Consider the following 19896-nt stretch of genomic DNA (forward strand, 5'->3'; position numbering starts at 1 on the left):
AACCGCACTCCCCCTCAGGTTGTAGGGGTGGGGACGGCTGGACCTCCTGAAGGTGGAGGTGGGACGAGCCTGGAGTCAGGGTCGGGGCCGGCCGGTGCCTCAGCCGTCCGCGCCCAGGATCAAACCGGACGTGGGGACTCCGGTGCCCGCCGTGACCAGCGTCCTCGCCACGCCGGGTATCTGGTTCACGGACGTGCCCCGCACCTGCCGCACCGCCTCCGCGATCCCGTTCATCCCGTGCAGATACGCCTCCCCCAGCTGGCCTCCATGGGTGTTGATCGGCAGCGCCTCCGCCGCGACGAAGTCGGCCGCCTCGCCGGGGCCGCAGAACCCGAACTCCTCCAGCTGCATCAGGACGAAGGGGGTGAAGTGGTCGTACAGGATGGAGACGTCGATGTCCCCGGGGGTGAGCCCGGAGGTCTGCCAGAGCTGTCTCGCCACCACACCCATCTCGGGCAGGCCGGTCAGGTCGTCGCGGTAGAAGCTGGTCATCGCCTCCTGGGCCCGTCCGGCTCCCTGGGCCGCGGCGACGATCACGGCGGGTGGACGGCGCAGGTCGCGGGCGCGCTCGGCGGAGGTGACGACGACCGCCTGTCCGCCGTCGGTCTCCTGGCAGCAGTCCAGGAGCCGGAGGGGCTCGACGATCCAGCGCGAGGCGGCGTGGTCGGCGAGCGTGATCGGTTTGCCGTGGAAGTACGCGGCGGGGTTCGTGGCCGCGTACCGGCGGTCGGTGACGGCGACATGGCCGAAGGCGTCCGGGGACAGCCCGTACGTGTGCAGATACCGCTGGGCGATCATGGCGACCCAGGAGGCCGGGGTGAGCAGCCCGAACGGCAGCTGCCAGCCGAGCGCGGCGCCCTCGGCGGAAGGCTCGCGCTGCTGGACCCCCGAGCCGAAGCGCCGCCCGGAGCGTTCGTTGAACGCCCGGTAGCAGACGACGACGTCGGCGACCCCGGCCGCCACGGCGAGCGCCGCCTGCTGGACGGTGGCGCAGGCGGCCCCGCCCCCGTAGTGGATGCGGGAGAAGAACGACAGCTCGCCGATGCCGGCCGCCTGGGCGACGGTGATCTCCGGGCTCGTGTCCATGGTGAAGGTGACCATGCCGTCGACGTCGGCGGGGGTCAGCCCGGCGTCGTCGAGCGCCGCGTGCACCGCCTCCACGGCGAGCTTGAGCTCGCTGCGACCGGAGTCCTTGGAGAACTCGGTCGCCCCGATCCCGGCGATCGCGGCGCGCCCTCCGAGCCGATCGGCCTTCCGGACGCTCATGCTCCCGCCTCCCCGGCCCCGGGAGCGGGCGCCGCCGCGGACGGGGTGCCGGGCGCCGCCGCGGACGGAGTTGCCTGCGCCGCAGACCGAGTGCCGGGCGCCGCCACGGACGGAGTGGCCGGGGCCCGCTCCGGAAGGCTCACCGTCACCGTGCCCGTCACATGGTGGCCGAGCCCGTTGGCGCCGACCACCCGCACCCGGGCCGTGGCGCCGTCGACCTCCGTGACCGTGCCCGTCAACGTCATCGTGTCCCCCGGGTAGTTGGGCGCGCCGAGGCGTATGGCCACCTTGCGCAGGACCGCCCCCGGGCCCAGCCGGTCGGTGATGTACCGCCCCACCAGGCCGTTCGTCGTCAGGATGTTCATGAAGATGTCGGGGGAGCCCTTGGCTTTCGCCAACTCCGCGTCGTGGTGCACGTCCTGGTAGTCCCGGGAGGCGACGGCCCCGGCCACGATCAGCGTGCGGGTGATCGGGATCTCCAGCGGCGCGAGCGTGTCCCCGGCCTTCATGAGCGCTCTCCGTTCCCGATCAGGTCGCCTAGTTCGGCGAGGAGTTCGGTACCGCAGCCGAGGTACGCGTCGAGCTGTCTGCCCCAGAGGAAGTGGCGGTGGACGGGGTGGTCGAGGTCGGCCCCCATGCCGCCGTGCAGGTGCTGGCCCGCGTGGACGACGCGCTTTCCCGCCTCCGACGCCCACCAGGCGGCGGTCAGGGCGTGTTCGGCGGCGGGCAGGCCCTCGTCGAGGCGCCAGGCCGCCTCGTAGGCGGTGACCCGGATCGCCTCGGTGTCCATATGGGCGTCGGCCGCCCGGAGCTGGACGGCCTGGTGGGTGGAGAGCGGGCGGCCGAACTGCTCCCGTACCGAGGTGTACGCGACGGCCCGGGCCAGCGAACCGGCGCAGACCCCGGCCTGGAGTCCGGCGAACACGATCCGGGCCGTGGCCAGCACGTCGGCGAGCGCGCCCGCGCCCCCGATCCGCTCACCCCGCGCGCCGTCGAGGACGAGCCGTCCGGCGGCCCAGGGGGCCGTGAGCTCCACCGGCACCACGGCGGCTTCCGCGCATGCCATGGGCACGAGCCGGATCGCTCCGTCCTGGGCCGGCACGAGGACATGCGTGGCGTCCCTGAGCCAGGGCACCCACTCCACCGCCCCCGTGAGGCGGCCCTCCGCGTCGGCACGCACGTGTCCGGCGGGCGGGAAGGCCCCGGTCGCCACGCTCGTACCCTCCCGGAGCCCGGGCAGCAGCCGCTCCCGCTGCTCCTCGGTGCCGTGCCGGGCGACGGCGAGGAGCCCGAACACACCGCTCGCCGCGAACGGCACCTGCGCCGTCGTACGACCCTGCTCCTCGGCGAGCAGCACCAGGCCGAGCAGGCCGATCTCCTCGACCGCCCCGGGCAGCCCGGCCGCGCACAGCGCCTTCCACAGCTCGGCGTCCGTGCCCGTGCCGGCCGCCGCGAGCCGCTCGTGGGTGGCGAGGTCACCGAAGATCGTCGCCGCCAGCTCCTGGGCCGCGGCCTGCTCCTCCGTGGGTGTGAAGTCCATGCGTCAGCCCTCCCCGCCGTCCAGCGCCCGGAAGACGGGCAGCTCCAGCTCGTCGTCCACGCGGAGGAACTCCAGCCGGACGGGCATCCCGATCCGGACCTTGTCGTACGGCACCCCGACCACGTTGCTGACCATCCGCACGCCCTCGGCCAGTTCGATCAGACCGACCGCGTACGGGGGATCGAACGCGGGGAAGGGCGGGTGGTGCATCACCACGTACGAGAAGACGGTCCCCTCGCCGCCCGCCTCGACGGTGTCCCACTCCGGCGAGCCGCAGGCATTGCACCCGGGCAGCCATGGGAGGCGGAGGGCCGCGCAGCCCGCGCAGCGCTGGATGAGCAGCCGGTGCGCGGCGACGCCCTCCCAGAACCCGGCGTTGTCCCGGTTGACCACCGGCCGTGGCCGCCTGGCGGCGGGCGCGCCGCTCCCCTTCGGCCGCGGTGCCGCCGGCGCGTACTTGAGGATCCGGAAGCGGTGGGTGCCCGCGAGCTCGCCGCCGGCGCGGACGTCCATCCGGGTGGTGACGAAGTGCCCCGTCCCGAGTTTGGTGGTCTTGCGCTCCGACACCGACTCGATCACGGCGTCGAAGGTGATCGCGTCGCCCGGTCGCAGCGGCCGCGGGTACTCCTGCTCGCAGTCGGTGGCGACCACGGAGGTGAACCCGGCCTCGTCCAGGAGCGTGAGCAGCTCGTCGTACGCCCCCGACCGGTCCGTGTGGCCGGAGAGCCCGCCCATCGTCCAGGCCTGGAGCATGGTGGGCGGCGCGACGGCGTCCGGCCCCCTGTACGCCGGGTCGGTGTCCCCCATCGCCTCGCACCAGTGCCTGATCATCGGCTCGTTGACCAGGTCCTTGCCGACGCCCGCGGTGGCGGCGGGCTGTCCTTCGTACCCCTTCAGCCGCTCGTACAGACCGTCCGTCATCGCCGCCCCCTCCCCTTCATGCCGAGTCGCATCGTCGCGACGATCTCGCGCTGCACCTCGCTCACCCCTCCCCCGAAGGTGTTGATCTGCGCGGCGCGGTTCATCCGCTCGAGCTCACCGCCGTCGAACTCCCCCGGCGATCCCGCTCGCACGAGACCCGCTCCGCCCGCGATCTCCTGACATATTCGGTACACCTCCACCGCCGATTCGGTTCCCGCGAACTTCACGCCGCTGGCGTCTCCCGGGGCCAGCCGGCCCGCCCCCACATCCCCCACCAGACGCCAGTTGAGCAGGCGCGTCGCCGCCAGCCGGGCATGCGCCTCGGCAGCACGAATGCGTATCCACGGCTCGTCAATGCGGCGCCGCCCCGTCACCGGATCGGGTGTACGGGCCCGGTGGAGGGCCGCCTCGTAGAAGTCCTCGGCCTGCATGCCGATGGCGGCGAGGGCCACGCGCTCGTGGTTGAGCTGGTTGGTGATCAGCCCCCAGCCGCCGTTCTCCTCGCCGACGAGGTTCCCGGCGGGGACGCGGACGGAGTCGTAGTACGTCGCGGTCGTCGTCAGCCCGCCGACCGTCTCGATCGGCGTCCACGAGAAGCCGGGGGAGTCCGTGGGGACGAGCACGATGGAGATGCCGCGATGCTTGGGCGCCTCGGGGTCGGTGCGGCAGGCGAGCCAGATCCAGTCGGCGTTCTGGGCGTTCGAGGTGAAGATCTTCTGCCCGTCGATCAGCCAGGAGTCCCCGTCCCGCACCGCCTTCGTACGGAGCGAGGCCAGGTCGGTACCGGCCTCCGGCTCGCTGTAGCCGATGGCGAAGACGGTCTCGCCGCGCAGGATCCGGGGGAGGAAGTACGCCTTCTGCTCCTCGGTCCCGTACTTCATCAGGGTCGGGCCGACGGTGTTGAGCGTGACCATCGAGACGGGGGCACCGGCCCGGTAGGCCTCGTCGAAGAAGACGAACTGCTCGTCGGGGCCGCGGCCCTGGCCGCCGTACGCCGTCGGCCAGCCGAGCCCCAGCATCCCGTCGCCGCCGATGCGGCGGAGCAGCGCGCGCTGCGCGGCGGTGTCGCCGGCGGGCGGCGGACCGCCGGGCATCACGTCGCGGAAGTACGCGCGGAGTTCGGCGCGCAGCCTCAGCTGCCGCTCGGTCGGGGCGAGGTGCACGGCGACGGCCTCCCGGGGGTACGGCTAGGTTTTCTGACTGTCCGTCAGATACGGGAGCCGTGTCAAGGTCACGGACGCGGCGGTCCACGGGGCCGGCACGGCGGGCGCGGGGCCGGCCCCGCGCGGCAACCGGGACGAGCCCGCCCGGAAACGCGCGGCGGCCCGTGCGCCGGCGCCGAAGCGCCGCCGCACGGGCCGCCGTTCACCCCGCGGTCATTCCCCCCGTCGGGCCGGACCCCAGCTGACGGCTAGAGCCACCAGGGAAAAAAGTTGACCGTCGCGTTCGACTGGTCGACGGCGGTGAGCCCGGAGCCGTTCACGCTCGCGGTGTTGTTCTGATTGGAGGCACCGGAGCCGGTGGCCACCTGCTGCGTGGTCGCCGAGTTGCCGAAGTTGTCGCCGCCCACGCCGCTGCCGATGATGGAGGCGACGCTCGTGTTCGATCCGTTGTCCGCGAATCCGCCGTTGTCGGCCTGCGCGACGCCGCTGAAGAGAGCGGCGGCCAAGGGCAGCGCGGCGGCAGCGGCGAGAACGCGGGCAGTACGGATGCTTGCCATGTCTTTTCCTCCGTGAGCTGAGCTGAAGCTGTCGTGCCGGAGCACTGAAGTACTGCTGTTTCCAAGGCAGTTGGCCGACCGCCTCGGTCGTTGTGCTCGACGTCGCGACTCCAGAGTTGCCCACGCAATCCCCGGCGAACCACCCCTCAGCGGCCGATTCCCCCTCAAGCGTGAGGACAAGTCGATAAACCCCCGCCACACACCCGAAGGCGCAGCTCACAGGGGTGGGGGCCGGATCTCGCCGCCGGAACCGCACCCTCACCGCAGGGGAAGCGTTCCGGCAGATTTTCAGCCAATCCTCCCCTCTTTCTTTTTTCGAACGGGTGTACGAAACTGAGTCCATGGCCACCTCCGACCGGCGCTCCGCCACCCTGGCCCTGGCCCACGCGCTGACCGCGGCAGAGCGCGGGCTCCCCGTCATCCCCCTGTCGGCCTCCAAGCTCCCCGCCCTGCGCTCACCCCACCGCCACGAACCGCACCCCGTCGCCTGCCACGGCGAGTGCGGCCGCCCCGGGCACGGCGTGCACGACGCGACCAGCGACCCCGCGGCCGTACGGGCCCTCTTCGCCGCCGCCCCCTGGGCCACCGGCTACGGCATCGCCTGCGGACGCCCTCCGCACCACCTCATCGGCGTCGACCTCGACGTCCTGCACGGCGACGCCGCCACGACCGCCACGACCGAGCTCCGTCACCTCGCGCTCCAGCACCTGTTCACACTGCCGCCCACGGTCACCGTCCTCACCCCGTCCGGCGGCCGCCACCTGTGGCTGACCGGCCCGCCGGACGTCGTCGTCCCGAACTCGGCGAGCCGCCTCGCCCCCGGCATCGACATCCGCGGGGCCGGCGGCTACCTGGTGGGACCGGGCTCGGTCACCGCCAGGGGCGCGTACCGGCTGGCTCCGGGCAGCGAACACCTCGATCCCGCACCCTGTCCGCGCGCCCTCCTCGACCTGATCGCACCCCCCACCGCACCCTCGCGCCCCCACCACACCCCGCCGGGCCCACGCCACGGCCGCGGCCTGATCCACTTCGTCCGGACCGCCCACGAGGGCCAGCGCAACACGCGCCTGTTCTGGGCGGCCTGCCGGGCGTACGAGAACGGCCTCGGCGAATCCCTCGCCGAAGCCCTCACCACGGCGGCGGTCCACACGGGCCTGACCGAACACGAGGCCCGCACGACGATCCTCTCGGCGGCCCGCCTCACCCAGAACGCCCACCCGGCAAACCCCCCGAGCGCCACCGCCTAGGCCAGCCACCCACGTCAGCCACCGTCGGCGCATCGGCTGCGACGCGGGCGCCGACCTGCAGAGTCGCTCTCCTGTGCGAGTGCACGGCGTCTGCGCGAAGAAACGTGCAGAACAGCTGTTACTCGGGCTCGCCACCCGATCGGCAGAGTGCGCCGGGTCGTGCGACCGGTAGTGCGCCGGAGCCGGAAAGGGCTTGCTGTTGATCATTCAACGGATGGGTGTAGCAGACAGTGAATGTCAGGGCCACGCCCGAAAGCGGTGATTGACCGATACAGCCGACAGTTACGCAGATGTCCGTAATCGGTAACGGGCCTCGGCCGGCATTCCGACGCGGCCGGCGAGGCCGCAGAGTTTGCCTCCTCGGCCCACACCGGACCGGGAACCGCACAGCTCTCAACAGCAGTTATCGGCTGATGAGGCTCTGTTCTTGAGGGGACATCACACATGTCTGCTTCTTCGACCGCCCGTCGTATCGCGGCCACCGTCCTCGCGGCCGGCGCGATCGTCTCCGCCGTCGCCCTGCCGGCCGCCGCCCACGACGGCGACCGCCAGCGCGGCCCGAAGGTGGAGATCAGCCGGGTCCAGGCCGAGAGCCCCGGTCGCGACGACCGGTCCAACCGATCGCTGAACGCCGAGTGGGTCGAGATCCGCAACACGACCCGCCACGCGATCAACCTCAAGGGCTGGACCCTGAAGGACGACGACGGCAACCGGTACCGCTTCGGCGACGTCCGCCTCGGGGGCCGGGACACGGTCCGTATCCACACCGGCCACGGCCGTGACACCCGCAGCGACCTGTTCCAGGACCGCCGCAACTACGTCTGGGACAGCCGCGACAAGGCCATTCTCCGCGACGACCGCGGCCGCACCATCGACACCAAGTCCTGGGGCCACCGCCACCACCGCTAACCCGACAGCAGTCGGCCCTCACGTCCGCTCGTCCAGGACGGATCGCGGGGCCGACCCGACACCATGAACCGCGTGCGCCGGGCAGGCCGACCCTGCCCGGCGCACGTGCGCGCTTTCCGGAAACATGAATCCCGGGGTTGAAGTTGCCGCTGCGGCAGCTCCTACCGTCGTGACCAGGCCGGAGAGACCGGTCGGGCGACACACACGTGCGGGAGTGGCGATGGACTGGCCGATCGCGGAGGTGGCCCGGATGTCGGGCGTGACCGCCCGGACCCTGCGTCACTACGACGAGATCGGCCTGCTGCCGCCGGCCCGGATCGGCGCGAACGGGCACCGCCACTACGAGGGCAAGCAGCTTCTGCTGCTGCAGCAGATCCTCGTACTGCGGGCGTTGGGCGTCGGGCTTCCAGAGATCGGCCGGATCCTGTCCGAGCAGGTCGACGAGGTGGATGCCCTGCGGAACCACCACCAGAAGCTGGTCGACGAGCGCGACCGGCTCGACGCCCTGGCCGGCACCGTCTCCCGCACCATCGCCGCACTGGAGCAGTCCAGGAAGGACGGGCACCCCATGACCATCAACCGACCGGAGAACCTCTTCGAGGGCGTACGGCCCTCCCAGTACGAGGAGAACATGAGCGAGTTCCCCGAGCTGGCCGAGGAGGTCGGCCGGCGCGCGGCCACGATGAGCCAGGCCGATGCCGACGCCGGGCACCGCGAGCGCACCGCTCAGATGATCCGGCTGGCCGAACTCATGGCAGCGGGCGCCACGGCCGACGCCGAGCCGGTACAGGCGGAGATCGACGCCCAGTACCGGGGCCTGGCCGAGCTGCGTGCCGTCTCCGCCGAGGAGTACCGGGCCATCGGGCGCGCCTGCGTGGACAACGACACCTGGCGCGCCGCGTACGAGGCGATCGCACCCGGGCTGGCGGCGTACCAGCGCGACGCCATCGAGGCCTACGCCACGACCCGGCTGAGCTGAGCGGAACCGGAACCGGAGCCGGAGCCGGAGCCGCGGCAGACCCCGACCTCGCGGGAAGACCCGACAGACCCATGCACGGAGGGCGGGTCCCGGAATCCGGGGCCCGCCCTCTGACCTGCTACTTCTCTGACCTGCAAGCGGTGGGTGTGGGATTTGAACCCACGGTGACTCGCGCCACGACGGTTTTCAAGACCGTTCCCTTAGGCCGCTCGGGCAACCCACCCATGCCCCGCCTCACCTGCTGCGGAGCGGCTACAGCCTACCGGGTGGCGGGATCCGGCGGGGATGGACGGGCGGGCCGGGCAAGTGCCCCCGCGCCGGGTCCCGTTCAGGACGGCGCGAGGGAGGGCTCAGAGGGTCAGTTGTCGCCCGTGCGTTCGCCGAGGGTGACCGTGGTGGTCGCCTCCTTGCCGTCGCGTTCGTAGGTGATCTTGATCGAGTCGCCCGACTTGTGGGTCCAGATCTCACTGATCAGCGTCGGGCCGCTGTCGATCTGGCGGTCGTCGAAGCCCGTGATCACATCGCCGGCCTTCAGACCTGCCTGCGCCGCCGGGCCGTTCGGGACGACGGCGGGCGTACCGCCCGCGCCCTCGTCGGCGATCGTGGCGCCCTCGCCCTTCTCGGTCATGTTCACCGTCGCGCCGATCACCGGGTACACCGGCTTGCCCGTCTTGATCAGCTGCTCGGCCACGTTCTTGGCCTGGTTGACCGGGATGGCGAAGCCGAGGCCGATCGAGCCCGCCTGCGTCTGGCCGAAGCCGTTGCCGGTCGACTGGATCGCCGAGTTGATGCCGATCACCGAGCCGTTCGCGTCCAGCAGCGGCCCGCCGGAGTTGCCCGGGTTGATCGAGGCGTCGGTCTGCAGGGCGCTCATGTACGAGTTGCTGCCGCCCGAGCCGTCGCCCGAGGCCACCGGGCGGTTCTTGGCGCTGATGATGCCCGTGGTCACCGTGTTCGACAGGCCGAAGGGCGCGCCGATCGCGATCGTCGAGTCGCCCACCGCGACCTTGTCGGAGTCGCCGAGCGCGAGGGGAGCCAGCCCCTCGGGGGCCTTCTTCAGCTTCAGGACGGCCACGTCGTAGCCCTCCGCGCGGCCCACGACCTCCGCGTCGTACGTCTTGCCGTTCGAGAAGGTCGCCGAGAGCGTGCCGCCCTCCGCCGCCGACGCCACCACGTGGTTGTTGGTGACGATGTGGCCTTCCTTGTCGTAGACGAAGCCGGTGCCCGTACCGCCCGCGCCCTCGCTGTCACCGCCGGCGCCGCCGGACTTCGCCTGGATGGTGACGACGCTCGGCAGGGCCTTGCCCGCCACCGCCGCGACCGTGCCCGGGTCGCGCTTGAAGGACGCCGGCGAGTCGCCCGCGGCGACCGTCGTCGAGCTGATCGACTCGTCGCCGCGTTCGGCCGCCCAGTACCCGATGCCGCCGCCGACGCCACCGGCCACCAGGGCGGCCACGAGGACCGCAGCGACCAGGCCGCCGGTCCGCTTCCGCGGAGCCTGCGGCGCGGGCGGGACGGGGGCGCCCCAGGCCGGCACGGCCGGCGGAGGCGGCGGCCAGCCACCGGCGCCGGCCGCGTGCGCCGCCTGGGCGGGGGCGGGGGTGGGGGCCTGGACATGCGCGTGCGCCTGGGTCGGGGCCTCGGGGTGCGCATGGGGCTGCGACTGGGGCTGGGTCTGTGCCTGGGTCTGTGCCTGGGTCTGTGCCTGGGTGTCCGCCGCGTCGCTCTGCGCGCTCTCCGTCACCGGCTCGGGAGCGGCGGGCGGGGCGACGGGGGGCGTGGGAGGGGCGGGAGGGACGGACGGGGCACTCGGGTCCGCCGGAACCTCGGTGCCCTCGTTCTCGGTGCTCACAGCTCTCTCCTCGTTCACTGCACGGGTGGATGCCATCTCTAGGGTGCTGCGAACAGCTTTTCCCACAGGCCGTCAGGCCACTGTAAGACGGAGCTGTGCATCCGCACCCCATTCTTTATATACGGACAGAACGGACGCGGTCCGATACGTCCGCCCCGCCAATGGCACCATGACGCGGTGACCCACGCACGGCAGCACCCCCGGCCGCACCCGAACCCCGCCCCCGTCCAGGTGGTGGCGCACCGCGGAGCCTCCGAAGACGCCCCGGAGCACACCCTCGCCGCCTACGTGAAGGCCATCGAGGACGGCGCCGACGCCCTCGAGTGCGACGTCCGGCTCACCGCCGACGGCCACCTCGTCTGCGTCCACGACCGCCGCGTCGACCGCACCTCCAACGGCCGCGGCGCCGTCTCCGCCCTGGAGCTCGCCGACCTCGCCGCCCTGGACTTCGGCACCTGGAGGGGCCGGGACGAAGCGGGCGAGAGCCCGGACTGGAAGGACTCCGGACTCACCTCCGTACTCACCCTGGAACGCCTCCTGGAGCTCGTCTCCGACGCCGGGCGCCGCGTCGAGCTGGCCATCGAGACCAAGCACCCCACCCGCTGGGCCGGCCAGGTCGAGGAGCGGCTGCTCCACCTGCTCAAGCGCTTCGGCCTCGCGGAGCCGGAGGCCCCCGAGGACTCTCCCGTACGGGTCATGAGCTTCTCGGCGCGCTCGCTCTCCCGGATCGCCACCGCCGCGCCGACCCTGCCCACCGTCTCGCTGGCACAGTTCGTGACCCCCCGGCTGCGCGACGGAAGGCTGCCCGCCGGCGCGCGGATCGCCGGACCGTCGATCCGGATCGTGCGCCACCACCCCGCCGTGATCCTCCGCCTCCAGAAGGCCGGTCACCAGGTGCACGTATGGACGGTGGACGAACCGGAGGACGTCGAACTCTGCGAACGGCTCGGCGTCGACGCGATCATCACCAACCGACCCAAGCAGGTGCTGTCCCAGTTGGGCCGCCATTGATCCCATTTCCCTCCCCACGCGTCCCCTCCCTTCCCACCCGTCACACGGCTAACAGGGAGTGCACCGGCGCGTTCGGTCCGTACTCGATCGTCACGAGTGCGTCACCGCACGCTCATGAGGCGGTTTCCGGTCCAGGCCATCGGGGCATCCACACCGTGGCGTGGGGCAAAGGAGGTCTCGGGGGTGGCGTTGGTGGTGGCACAGGAGGTGCCCACGTCGTCGAGCATGGCCGTACCCCATGGCCCTGCGGGCGTGGGTGAGGCGAGACACCGTATGCGGGAGCAGCTGAGCCGCAACGGGATGTCCGAATCGGTCGTCGACGATGCAGTACTGATCCTTTCCGAGCTGCTCAGCAATGCCTGCCGGCACGGCAGGCCGCTGGGGCGGGCGGACGTGGGCGACGGGGACGTCCGTGCGGCCTGGCGCGTCGATCCGTCGGGTGGTCTGACGGTCGAGGTGACGGACGGCGGTGGTCCCACGCGGCCTGTTCCGTCGACGCCCTCGGTCACGGCGCGCGGCGGCCGCGGGCTGAACATCATCAGTGCGCTGGCCCAGGACTGGGGCGTACGGGACAACGCGTCCGGCGAGGTGACGGTCTGGGTCGTCGTCACCGAAGGCCATCGCCGCGAGGACTTCGCCGCGCGGGTCGGCGGCGGCCAGGGGTTCGAGTTCCTGGACGCGTACGACGACCTGGACTGACCCGGTCCCCGGCGACACCCGACCGCGGGAGGGGCGGACCCAGCGGGGCCCCGGCAACGACGCCGGCGCCTGCTGCGGCACGCGCGAGCCTTGCGAGGACCCCGGCAACGACGCCGGCAACCACGGCACCGGCCCGGCACCGCCCGCGCCCACCGGCCTGGCACGGATCCCGGCGCCCGACCACGGCACAGGCCCGGCACGGATCCCGGCACCGATCACGACACGGGCCCCGGCGCGGGGCCCCGATACGGGCCCCGATACCGCCGCGTCGCGGCCCACGGCACCGGCCCGGCACCGCCCACGGCAAGGATCCCGGCGCCTGACCACAGCACGGCCCAGCACCGACCGCGGCACGGGCCCGGCACGCGCCCCGGCGCGGGGCCCCGATACCGCCGCATCACGGCCCACGGCACCGGCCCGGCACCCGCTCGGCACGGATCCCCGCACCGGCTCGGCACCGGCCCCCGTACGGACCCCCGCACCGGGAACGTGTCCGCCTGAGGCCCTCGGCGCCTCCGTACGGCTAGGCTCGCCCGACACAGAGCCGTGCACCGAGCGCGGCCTGCACCACACGCACTGCCGCTATCGGGAGAAGCCACACCATGGCCAAGAAGCGCCCCCAGACGAAGGCCGTCAAGGCACAGGTCACGAACGGGGAGATCCCGGTCGTCGGTGCGCGCGAGCCGTGCCCCTGCGGATCGGGCCGCCGCTACAAGGCGTGTCACGGCCGGGCCGCCGCGCACGCCGTGACCGAGCTGGTCCAGCGCCCCTTCGAGGGGCTGCCCGGCGAGTGCGACTGGGTCGCGCTGCGCGAGCTGGTACCCGCCGCCACCGTTCCGCTCACCCTCAAGGACGGGCTGCCCGAGGGCGTGCCGTCCGTGACGCTCGCGACCGTACTGCCCATGGCCTGGCCCGCGCTCCGCCGCGACGACGGCTCGGTGCTCCTCGCCCTGCAGAACGACTCCTCCTCCGGCGACCTCGCCCGCGATCTCGCCGACACCCTCCAGCGCGCCCTGGAGGCCGAGCCGGGCACGCCGGTCTCCGGCCGCCGCGTTCCGGCCGAGGGCCCGCGTCTGCAGGATCTGCTCGACCCGAACAGCGATTTCGCGCCGGTCGTGCACACGGGCTTCGAATTCTGGATTCCGGAGTCCTCCTCCGAGAACTCCAACCCGGAGGTCAGCGCCTCCCTGGAGCGCGCCAACGCCGCCGCCATCCCCACCGTCAAGCTGACCGGCGTGGACGCGGCGTACTGGTGCGAGACCCCGGAGAAGAACCACCTGCGCTGGGTCATGCCGCACCCCGAGGAGAAGCTCCTCGACGCGCTCGCCCGCCTGCACGCCGCCGGTACGTCCTCCCTCGGCGACGACACCCGTCTCGTCGGCTCCTTCCGGGCCCACGGTCTGATGGTCCCGGTCTGGGACCTGCCGACCTCGATGCGCGCCGAGGACTGCGAGAAGCCGGCCGCCGAGTTCGCCGAGCGGCTCGCGGCGGCGCTGGCCTCCGACGCCCCGCTCACCCCGGAGGAGCGTCGCGCCCGCGGCGGGCTCACCAACCGTCAGGTCACTCTGAGCTGACACCCCTGGTGCCTGTGGTGACGGTGGGGACTGACAGACCAACCAGTCGGTGACATCCGCCACAACTCCTCGTGCGGCCAGGTAAATCCCTGTCCGAATAACCGAGATCGAATTTGCGAACCGCAGATCTCTTGTTACCGTTCTAGAAGCCCGGTCGCTGGTGCATCCCCCGTCGCCAGCGATCGGGTCTTCTCATGCCCGGACGGATCCCGTCCCGAGGCTCAACTGCCGCCCGGCGCGGCCATGTTGCTCCCCGCTCGCAGCAGCAGCGGCGTACTGCCGCCCTCTCCCGAACCAGCGAATTCCGCCACGGCCGAATATGCCGAAGCGGCGCCCCGCGAGGGCTCGCGCGGCGTCTCGCACGCCCCCGGTTCATCCTGTGCGGGAACAGCGCATCGCACTTGTACGGTGCGCCCTCCGGGGCCCATAAGGGTGAGCAGGGAGTCGAGCTGCTGGCCGCCCGCGTTGCGGTAGTACGTACGCGCCCAGGTGTCGGGGCCTTCCGTCAGCACGCACGTCTGTGCCTCGATCCCGTCGGGGGACGTCAGATCGGGACCGCAGTGCGAGGCGCGGCCGGCGACGTCCGACGGGGCCCGAGACGCGGCCGAGGAGGAAGAGGAGGAGGGCTCGGGCGCGGGGGCAGGCGGGGCAGGCGGGGCCTCCGGGGCGCCGAGGCCGAGCCCCGGCAGCAGTCCGTCGTCGGCACGCCGCCCGGCCTCCTCGGCGCGCGGCTTTCCATCACCGTCCGGGCCCGGGCCCGGGCCGGCGGCCTCACCGGCGAGGGCGACGAGCGGCAGGAGCGTGGCACACACCACGACGGCCCCGAGCCCGATCATGCGGAGATTCATGGGACCCACCTGCCCGGCTGGCTGCGACGTGTGAACGGCGTGAACGGCGTGTACTGCGGACCGCGGACCGTGGACAAGGAGCGCGAACCGCGTACAAGGAGCGCGCGCTACGTGATCAACGTGAACGGTGGGCCGAAGATATCGGCGGATCGGCGGCGCACAGCGCGCCGCGCGCCCATTTCCCGTACAAGTCGGGCGGCCTCACACCCGTACGGGTGAGGCAGAGCCCCGAACACCGCGCGTCCGGCCCCGTGCCGCACCCCTCGGGGTCGGCGCGCGCCCGTCACCCGCCCGGCGACCCGCCCGTCGTCAGTACGCGAGCCTGCTGCCGCCGCCCGGCGCTCCCGTGCTCGCCTCGACGAGCGCGTCCACGACCGCCTCGACGTCCGGCAGCCAGGGCCGGGCCGAACCCTCCAGCGGCGCGCGCTCCCAGCGCACCTGTCCCGTCCCCGCCACCGACGGCGGCAGCAGCAGATAGCCGCCCTCGCCGTGGAACCGCAGCGAACTGGGCACGCTGTCCTTCGTGTAGAGCAGGTCGCCGAGCTGTTCCAGGCCGTACGGGGCGACGAGCAGCGACCAGCGCGTGGGCGTCGCCACCACCGGTCCGAGCCGCATGCCCATCGCGTCGAGGGCGACCAGGGCACGCGCTCCCGCCACGGCCGGCAGGCTCACCGCGCACGGCGCGGGGCCTCCCGTGGCCAGGACGACCGGGGCGTCCGGGCGCCGGGTCCACCACCAACGGATCATGCGCTCGTCGGTGGTCGCCGCGAGCAGCCCGGGGTCGAAGGGATGCGCGCCGGGGACGACACACCCGGGGTCGGGACAGGCGCAGCCTGGCCCTCTGGACGTACGGGTCGTCGCCTTCAGCCCCACGCCGGGCAGTACGGGCCAGCCCCACTCGGTGGCGCACACGAGCGCCGCGTCGAGCTGGACGGTCCTTTCCCTGCGCCGGAACCGGAACCTGCGTCGCCTTCCGAGGATCTCGCGCATGAGCGCTCGTTCCTTTCCGTTGAACGCCGAATCCACATCACACCACGTGCAGATCTCTTCACTGTGCGTATCAGCGCGTACAAGGTCGGCGGTTCACCGCCCCGTGGGTGGGGCGGGAGGGGCCGAGCTGAGGCTCGTCGTCCATCGAAGGGTCGCGGCCTGCGGCGGTGAGGACGCCCAGGCACCCTGCCAGGTTCCGGGGCGGTTCCAACTGCCCCTGGCCATCACCGATTACGTACCCGTCACGTTCAAATCAACGCGCTTTCAAACGACGCCAGTCGACCGCAAAAGGTGCGCCGCGGGGGCAATTTTCGGCCAACTTGGCCTGCACTTCAACCCTTCTGCCAAACCCCACGGACACCACAAGTCCCGTGGGGACAATGCTGGACATCGCTCCTCTTGTGCGTGTACATGTGGATGCATTGCTTGCGGCGCAGATTGACATGGGGGTTTGCGATGCTATTGAGCGAAACGCACCCGTCGGAAAGCCGGCCGACATGAGCGCCCCACACCTGCCGAAAGTGGCTGGAATCGATTCCACGGTTCCCTCGCCCGCGCACACTACCGCGCCCGTTCCGCCCGTACACCCGTCCGCGTCGGCCCTCCCCGCCATCCCCGGCGCGATGATCCAGGACCGGCTGGCCGGCTGGGTCTCCGACCTCACCACCCTCCACGAACTCACCGAACGCCTGATCAAGACCGGTTCCCTGGACGAAGCGCTGCGCGAGGTGCTGCGCGCCGGTGCCGCCCTCGTCGGCGCCCGTCGCGGCATGGCCGTCCTCGAACCCGGTGACGGCCTCGGCCCCACCTCCACCATCGGCCTCGGACTCGCCCACGCCGACCTCGGCACCATCGAGACCGTGCCGCGCAGCGCCACCTCGTACGGCCGCATCCTCGACGGCCTCCCCGAACCGGCACCCGAACCGGCACCGGAGCTCGACCCCCGCCACCGCGAGGTCGCCGCCCGGCTCGGCTACGCCGCCAGCTATGCCCTCCCCCTCGCCACCGAGGCGGCCGGGAAGCTCGGCGCCGTCGTCTGGCTCTACGACGAACCCGCCGAACCCACCGAGCGCCGGCGCCACCTCGTCGGTCTCTACAGCCGCCATGCCGCCGAGCACCTCGCGCGCCTCCTGGAGCTGGAGCGGGCCCGCGTCCAGGTCGCCACCGTCGCCGAGGAGTTGCTCCCCAGCCGCCTCCCCCGGGTCCCCGGGGTCCAGCTCGCCGTACGCCACCGGACCGGCCCCCAGGGCGGCGGAGACTGGTACGACGCGCTGCCGCTGCCCGAGGGCGCACTCGGTCTCGCCGTCGGCTCCGTCTCCGGGACCGGTCCCAGCGCGCTCGCCGCCATGGGCCGGCTGCGCGCCTCCCTCCGGGCGTACGCGGTCATGGAGGGCGAGGACCCCGTCGCCGTCCTCTCCGACCTGGAGCTTCTGCTCCGCCTCACCGAGCCCGCCCGCTCGGCCACCGCGCTCTTCGCCTACTCCGAGCCGAAGCAGCGCCGACTCGTCCTCGCCGGAGCCGGACACACCCCGCCGCTGATCATCGGCGACCACCGCACCGAGTTCGTCGAGACCTCGCTGTCGGCGCCGCTGGGGATGCTCGCCTGCTGGGAGGCGCCGAGCGTCGAGATCACCCCCGCCGCCGGAGAAACGGTGCTGCTCTACACCGACGGGCTGCTCCGCAGGACCGGCGACCCCATGGACCGGGCCTTCGCACGGCTGCACGCGGCCGCCGCGAGCGTCCCGAGGGCGGACCGTACGGACCCTGGAGCCATCGCCGACCACGTCCTGCGGACCCTGCTGCCCGAAGGGCTCGGCCACGCCGTCGACGGAGAGGACGTCGTCCTGCTCGCGGCCCGCTTCGAGTGAGCGGCGCGTAGCCCGCAGGTGACTCAGCGGTAATGGGTCTTCCGGCCCTGGGCCCCCTTCCGTACGACCGTACGATGGAGGGGGTTCAGTGTCGTACCAAAGGAGACCCCCGTGGCAGACGAGCTCACCCCGGAAACCCCGGACGAGACCGAAGAGCCGATCAAGCAGCGCAAGAACGGCCTGTACCAGGGCGTATCCGACGAGCTCGCCGAGAACATGAAGTCCGGCTGGGCCGACACCGAGCTGCACGGCCTGGAGCCGATCGCCCAGGCCGCGCACACCGCCGACCGCCGCGCCGCGCTCTCCGCGCGTTTCCCGGGCGAGCGCCTCGTCATCCCCGCGGGCAACCTGAAGACGCGCTCGAACGACACCGAGTACAGCTTCCGCGCGTCGACCGAGTACGCCTACCTCACCGGCGACCAGACGCAGGACGGCGTCCTCGTCCTGGAGCCGACGAAGAGCGGCCACAAGGCGACCGTCTACCTGCTGCCGCGCTCCGACCGCGAGAACGGCGAGTTCTGGCTGGACGGCCAGGGCGAGCTGTGGGTCGGCCGCCGCCACTCCCTGACCGAGGCCGAGCAGCTCCTCGGCATCCCGGCCAAGGACGTCCGCGAGCTGGCCGCCGCGCTCAAGGAGGCCACCGGGCCGGTCCGCGCCGTCCGCGGCCACGACGCCGGCATCGAGGCCGCGCTGACCGACAAGGTCACCGCCGAGCGCGACGAGGAGCTGCGCGTCTTCCTGTCGGAGGCCCGTCTCGTCAAGGACGCCTTCGAGATCGCCGAGCTCCAGAAGGCCTGCGACTCCACCGCCCGCGGCTTCGAGGACGTCGTCAAGGTCCTCGACAAGGCCGAGGCCACCAGCGAGCGCTACATCGAAGGCACCTTCTTCCTGCGCGCCCGCGTCGAGGGCAACGACGTCGGCTACGGCTCCATCTGCGCCGCCGGCCCGCACGCCACCACCCTCCACTGGGTCCGCAACGACGGCGCGGTCCGCTCCGGTGAGCTGCTGCTCCTCGACGCCGGCGTCGAGACGGTCGAGCTCTACACCGCCGACGTCACCCGCACCCTGCCGATCAACGGCCGGTACACCGAGCTCCAGCGCAAGATCTACGACGCCGTGTACGAGGCGCAGGAGGCCGGCATCGCCGCGGTGAAGCCCGGCGCCGCCTACCGCGACTTCCACGACGCCGCCCAGCGCGTGCTCGCCGAGAAGCTCGTCGAGTGGGGCCTGGTCGAGGGCCCCGTCGACCGTGTCCTGGAGCTGGGTCTCCAGCGCCGCTGGACGCTGCACGGCACCGGTCACATGCTCGGCATGGACGTCCACGACTGCGCCGCCGCGCGCACGGAGGCGTACGTCGACACCACCCTGGAGCCGGGCATGTGCCTGACCGTCGAGCCGGGGCTCTACTTCCAGGCCGACGACCTGACCGTGCCGGAGGAGTACCGGGGCATCGGCATCCGGATCGAGGACGACATCCTCGTCACGGAGGACGGCAACCGGAACCTCTCCGCCTCGCTGCCGCGCCAGGCCGACGAGGTCGAGGCGTGGATGGCCGGCCTGAAGGGCTGACCCACCGCGCGTCGCCCGAGGCGCGCGTACGACGAAGGCCCTCGCGGACCGTCACGGTCGGCGAGGGCCTTTCTCGTACGCCTCGTCAGGTCACACCCGGTCAGGTCGGGTCGGGTCACACCCGGTCAGGTCGTGGCCGGGCGGGGGCAGAGCTGGGTGCCGGGCCGGGCGGGGGCAGAGCCGGGTGAGAGCCGGCTGACGGCTGGGTGAGAGCCGGGCCGGGGCAGAGCCGGGTCCGGGCCGGGCCGGAGCAGAGCCGGCCAGGCCGCAGCGGGTCAGGTCAGCGCGAGCGGCGCGTCCGTCCGCCACTTCACGATCTTGTCGAAGCTGACCAGCGCCCCGCCCCGCCCCGTACGGCCGAAGTGGACATGGTCCGCCAGCTCCTCGATCAACCGCAGACCCCGCCCGTTCTCGGCATCCGCGGCGGCGGAGGCCACCGGGAACCCGGCAGCGGAGAAACCCGGCCCCGAGTCGGCCACCTCGATGCGGCAGGTCTCGCCGTCCAGATAGGCCGTCACCCGGTACTCCTCCGAGGCCGGGCCGGCACCGGAGTCCCCGCCGTGCTCCACGGCATTGGCGCACGCCTCGGTCAGGGCGACCGACAGTTCGTAGGACACGTCGGGATCGACCCCCGCCGTCTCCATCGTGCCGAGCAACAGCCGCCGGGCGAGCGGAACGCTCGCGGCCTCGCGCCTCAGATGGAGGGACCACCAGATGCTCATGCTTCAGCCTCCTGGCTGCGGCTCGACATGCTGCGGCGCGACATACCGTTACCTATTGCCGCCCTAAGGGGTCCGTAAGCCCCTCGCAACCACAAGAGCCCTCGTTCGGCGGATGTGTACGCGCCGTGCGCCGGTGTATGCCGGTCCGGACATGCACGCGCCGCGCACGCGAGGCACACCC

17 protein-coding genes, 1 tRNA gene and 1 pseudogene are annotated in these 19896 nt (G+C 72.4%); 8 read left to right on the top strand and 11 right to left on the bottom strand.

Features of this window, described 5'->3' with window-relative positions:
• Positions 1–99: 99 nt before the first annotated feature.
• From ACFVGW_RS13165 to ACFVGW_RS13190, 6 genes and pseudogenes are all read right to left on the bottom strand, one after another.
• Complete coding sequence (locus tag ACFVGW_RS13165) at positions 100–1266, bottom strand: lipid-transfer protein (RefSeq protein ID WP_385852024.1); 1167 nt, start codon at positions 1264–1266, stop codon at positions 100–102.
• 116 nt (positions 1267–1382) lie between these two features.
• Positions 1383–1775 (bottom strand): annotated as a pseudogene (locus tag ACFVGW_RS13170) (MaoC family dehydratase); the annotation flags it as partial.
• Positions 1772–2806, bottom strand: a complete 1035-nt coding sequence (locus ACFVGW_RS13175; protein WP_385852025.1) for an acyl-CoA dehydrogenase family protein — start codon at positions 2804–2806, stop codon at positions 1772–1774. The pseudogene ACFVGW_RS13170 and the gene ACFVGW_RS13175, both read right to left, overlap by 4 nt.
• 3 nt (positions 2807–2809) lie before the next feature.
• The gene (locus ACFVGW_RS13180) at positions 2810–3727 is read right to left on the bottom strand and encodes a bifunctional MaoC family dehydratase N-terminal/OB-fold nucleic acid binding domain-containing protein (RefSeq protein ID WP_385852026.1); all 918 of its coding nucleotides are present in this window, start codon (positions 3725–3727) and stop codon (positions 2810–2812) included.
• Positions 3724–4890, bottom strand: a complete 1167-nt coding sequence (locus ACFVGW_RS13185; RefSeq protein ID WP_385852027.1) for an acyl-CoA dehydrogenase family protein — start codon at positions 4888–4890, stop codon at positions 3724–3726. Before ACFVGW_RS13185 ends, ACFVGW_RS13180 begins: the two co-directional genes overlap by 4 nt.
• Before the next feature lie 248 nt (positions 4891–5138).
• Positions 5139–5447, bottom strand: a complete 309-nt coding sequence (locus tag ACFVGW_RS13190) for a hypothetical protein (RefSeq protein WP_385852028.1) — start codon at positions 5445–5447, stop codon at positions 5139–5141.
• A gap of 341 nt (positions 5448–5788) precedes the next feature.
• Between ACFVGW_RS13190 and ACFVGW_RS13195 the strand changes: the two genes are divergently transcribed.
• From ACFVGW_RS13195 to ACFVGW_RS13205, 3 genes are all read left to right on the top strand, one after another.
• Positions 5789–6694: a bifunctional DNA primase/polymerase gene (locus ACFVGW_RS13195; RefSeq protein WP_385852029.1), complete on the top strand. Its 906-nt coding sequence runs from the start codon at positions 5789–5791 to the stop codon at positions 6692–6694.
• Positions 6695–7138: 444 nt separating this feature from the next.
• The gene (locus ACFVGW_RS13200; RefSeq protein WP_352188613.1) at positions 7139–7603 is read left to right on the top strand and encodes a lamin tail domain-containing protein; all 465 of its coding nucleotides are present in this window, start codon (positions 7139–7141) and stop codon (positions 7601–7603) included.
• 220 nt (positions 7604–7823) lie between these two features.
• Positions 7824–8582 (top strand): MerR family transcriptional regulator, encoded by a 759-nt coding sequence (locus ACFVGW_RS13205; RefSeq protein WP_385852030.1) that lies wholly within the window; start codon positions 7824–7826, stop codon positions 8580–8582.
• Between the two features lie 138 nt (positions 8583–8720).
• Here ACFVGW_RS13205 and ACFVGW_RS13210 read toward each other — a convergent pair.
• Positions 8721–8805: transfer RNA gene (locus ACFVGW_RS13210), tRNA-Ser, on the bottom strand.
• A 135-nt stretch (positions 8806–8940) separates the two neighbouring features.
• Positions 8941–10434, bottom strand: a complete 1494-nt coding sequence (locus ACFVGW_RS13215) for a S1C family serine protease (RefSeq protein WP_385852031.1) — start codon at positions 10432–10434, stop codon at positions 8941–8943.
• A 177-nt stretch (positions 10435–10611) separates the two neighbouring features.
• On the opposite strand from ACFVGW_RS13215, the gene ACFVGW_RS13220 reads away from it, so the two are divergent.
• The 3 genes from ACFVGW_RS13220 to ACFVGW_RS13230 all read left to right on the top strand — a co-directional run bounded on the left by ACFVGW_RS13220 (position 10612) and on the right by ACFVGW_RS13230 (position 13718).
• Positions 10612–11445 (top strand): glycerophosphodiester phosphodiesterase, encoded by an 834-nt coding sequence (locus ACFVGW_RS13220; protein WP_385852032.1) that lies wholly within the window; start codon positions 10612–10614, stop codon positions 11443–11445.
• A 96-nt stretch (positions 11446–11541) separates the two neighbouring features.
• Positions 11542–12144, top strand: coding sequence for an ATP-binding protein (locus ACFVGW_RS13225; RefSeq protein WP_385852033.1), 603 nt, complete (start codon positions 11542–11544; stop codon positions 12142–12144).
• A 602-nt stretch (positions 12145–12746) separates the two neighbouring features.
• Positions 12747–13718, top strand: a complete 972-nt coding sequence (locus ACFVGW_RS13230; protein WP_385852034.1) for a DUF5926 family protein — start codon at positions 12747–12749, stop codon at positions 13716–13718.
• 221 nt (positions 13719–13939) lie between these two features.
• Here the strand turns inward: ACFVGW_RS13230 and ACFVGW_RS13235 are convergent, their stop codons facing one another.
• Together ACFVGW_RS13235 and ACFVGW_RS13240 are read right to left on the bottom strand one after the other, a co-directional pair.
• The gene (locus ACFVGW_RS13235) at positions 13940–14566 is read right to left on the bottom strand and encodes a hypothetical protein (RefSeq protein ID WP_385852035.1); all 627 of its coding nucleotides are present in this window, start codon (positions 14564–14566) and stop codon (positions 13940–13942) included.
• A 309-nt stretch (positions 14567–14875) separates the two neighbouring features.
• On the bottom strand, positions 14876–15556 hold the full coding sequence (locus ACFVGW_RS13240; protein WP_385852036.1) for a bifunctional DNA primase/polymerase: 681 nt from the start codon (positions 15554–15556) through the stop codon (positions 14876–14878).
• A gap of 380 nt (positions 15557–15936) precedes the next feature.
• Between ACFVGW_RS13240 and ACFVGW_RS13245 the strand changes: the two genes are divergently transcribed.
• Positions 15937–17424 (top strand): PP2C family protein-serine/threonine phosphatase, encoded by a 1488-nt coding sequence (locus ACFVGW_RS13245; protein ID WP_383227480.1) that lies wholly within the window; start codon positions 15937–15939, stop codon positions 17422–17424.
• A 111-nt stretch (positions 17425–17535) separates the two neighbouring features.
• Positions 17536–18993, top strand: a complete 1458-nt coding sequence (locus tag ACFVGW_RS13250; RefSeq protein ID WP_383227482.1) for an aminopeptidase P family protein — start codon at positions 17536–17538, stop codon at positions 18991–18993.
• A 275-nt stretch (positions 18994–19268) separates the two neighbouring features.
• Here the strand turns inward: ACFVGW_RS13250 and ACFVGW_RS13255 are convergent, their stop codons facing one another.
• Positions 19269–19715 carry an ATP-binding protein gene (locus tag ACFVGW_RS13255; protein ID WP_352188604.1) on the bottom strand — a complete coding sequence of 149 codons (447 nt, stop codon included), beginning with the start codon at positions 19713–19715 and terminating at the stop codon, positions 19269–19271.
• Positions 19716–19896 lie beyond the last annotated feature (181 nt).

This window comes from Streptomyces sp. NPDC127129 (assembly GCF_042671585.1).
GTDB lineage: Bacteria > Actinomycetota > Actinomycetes > Streptomycetales > Streptomycetaceae > Streptomyces.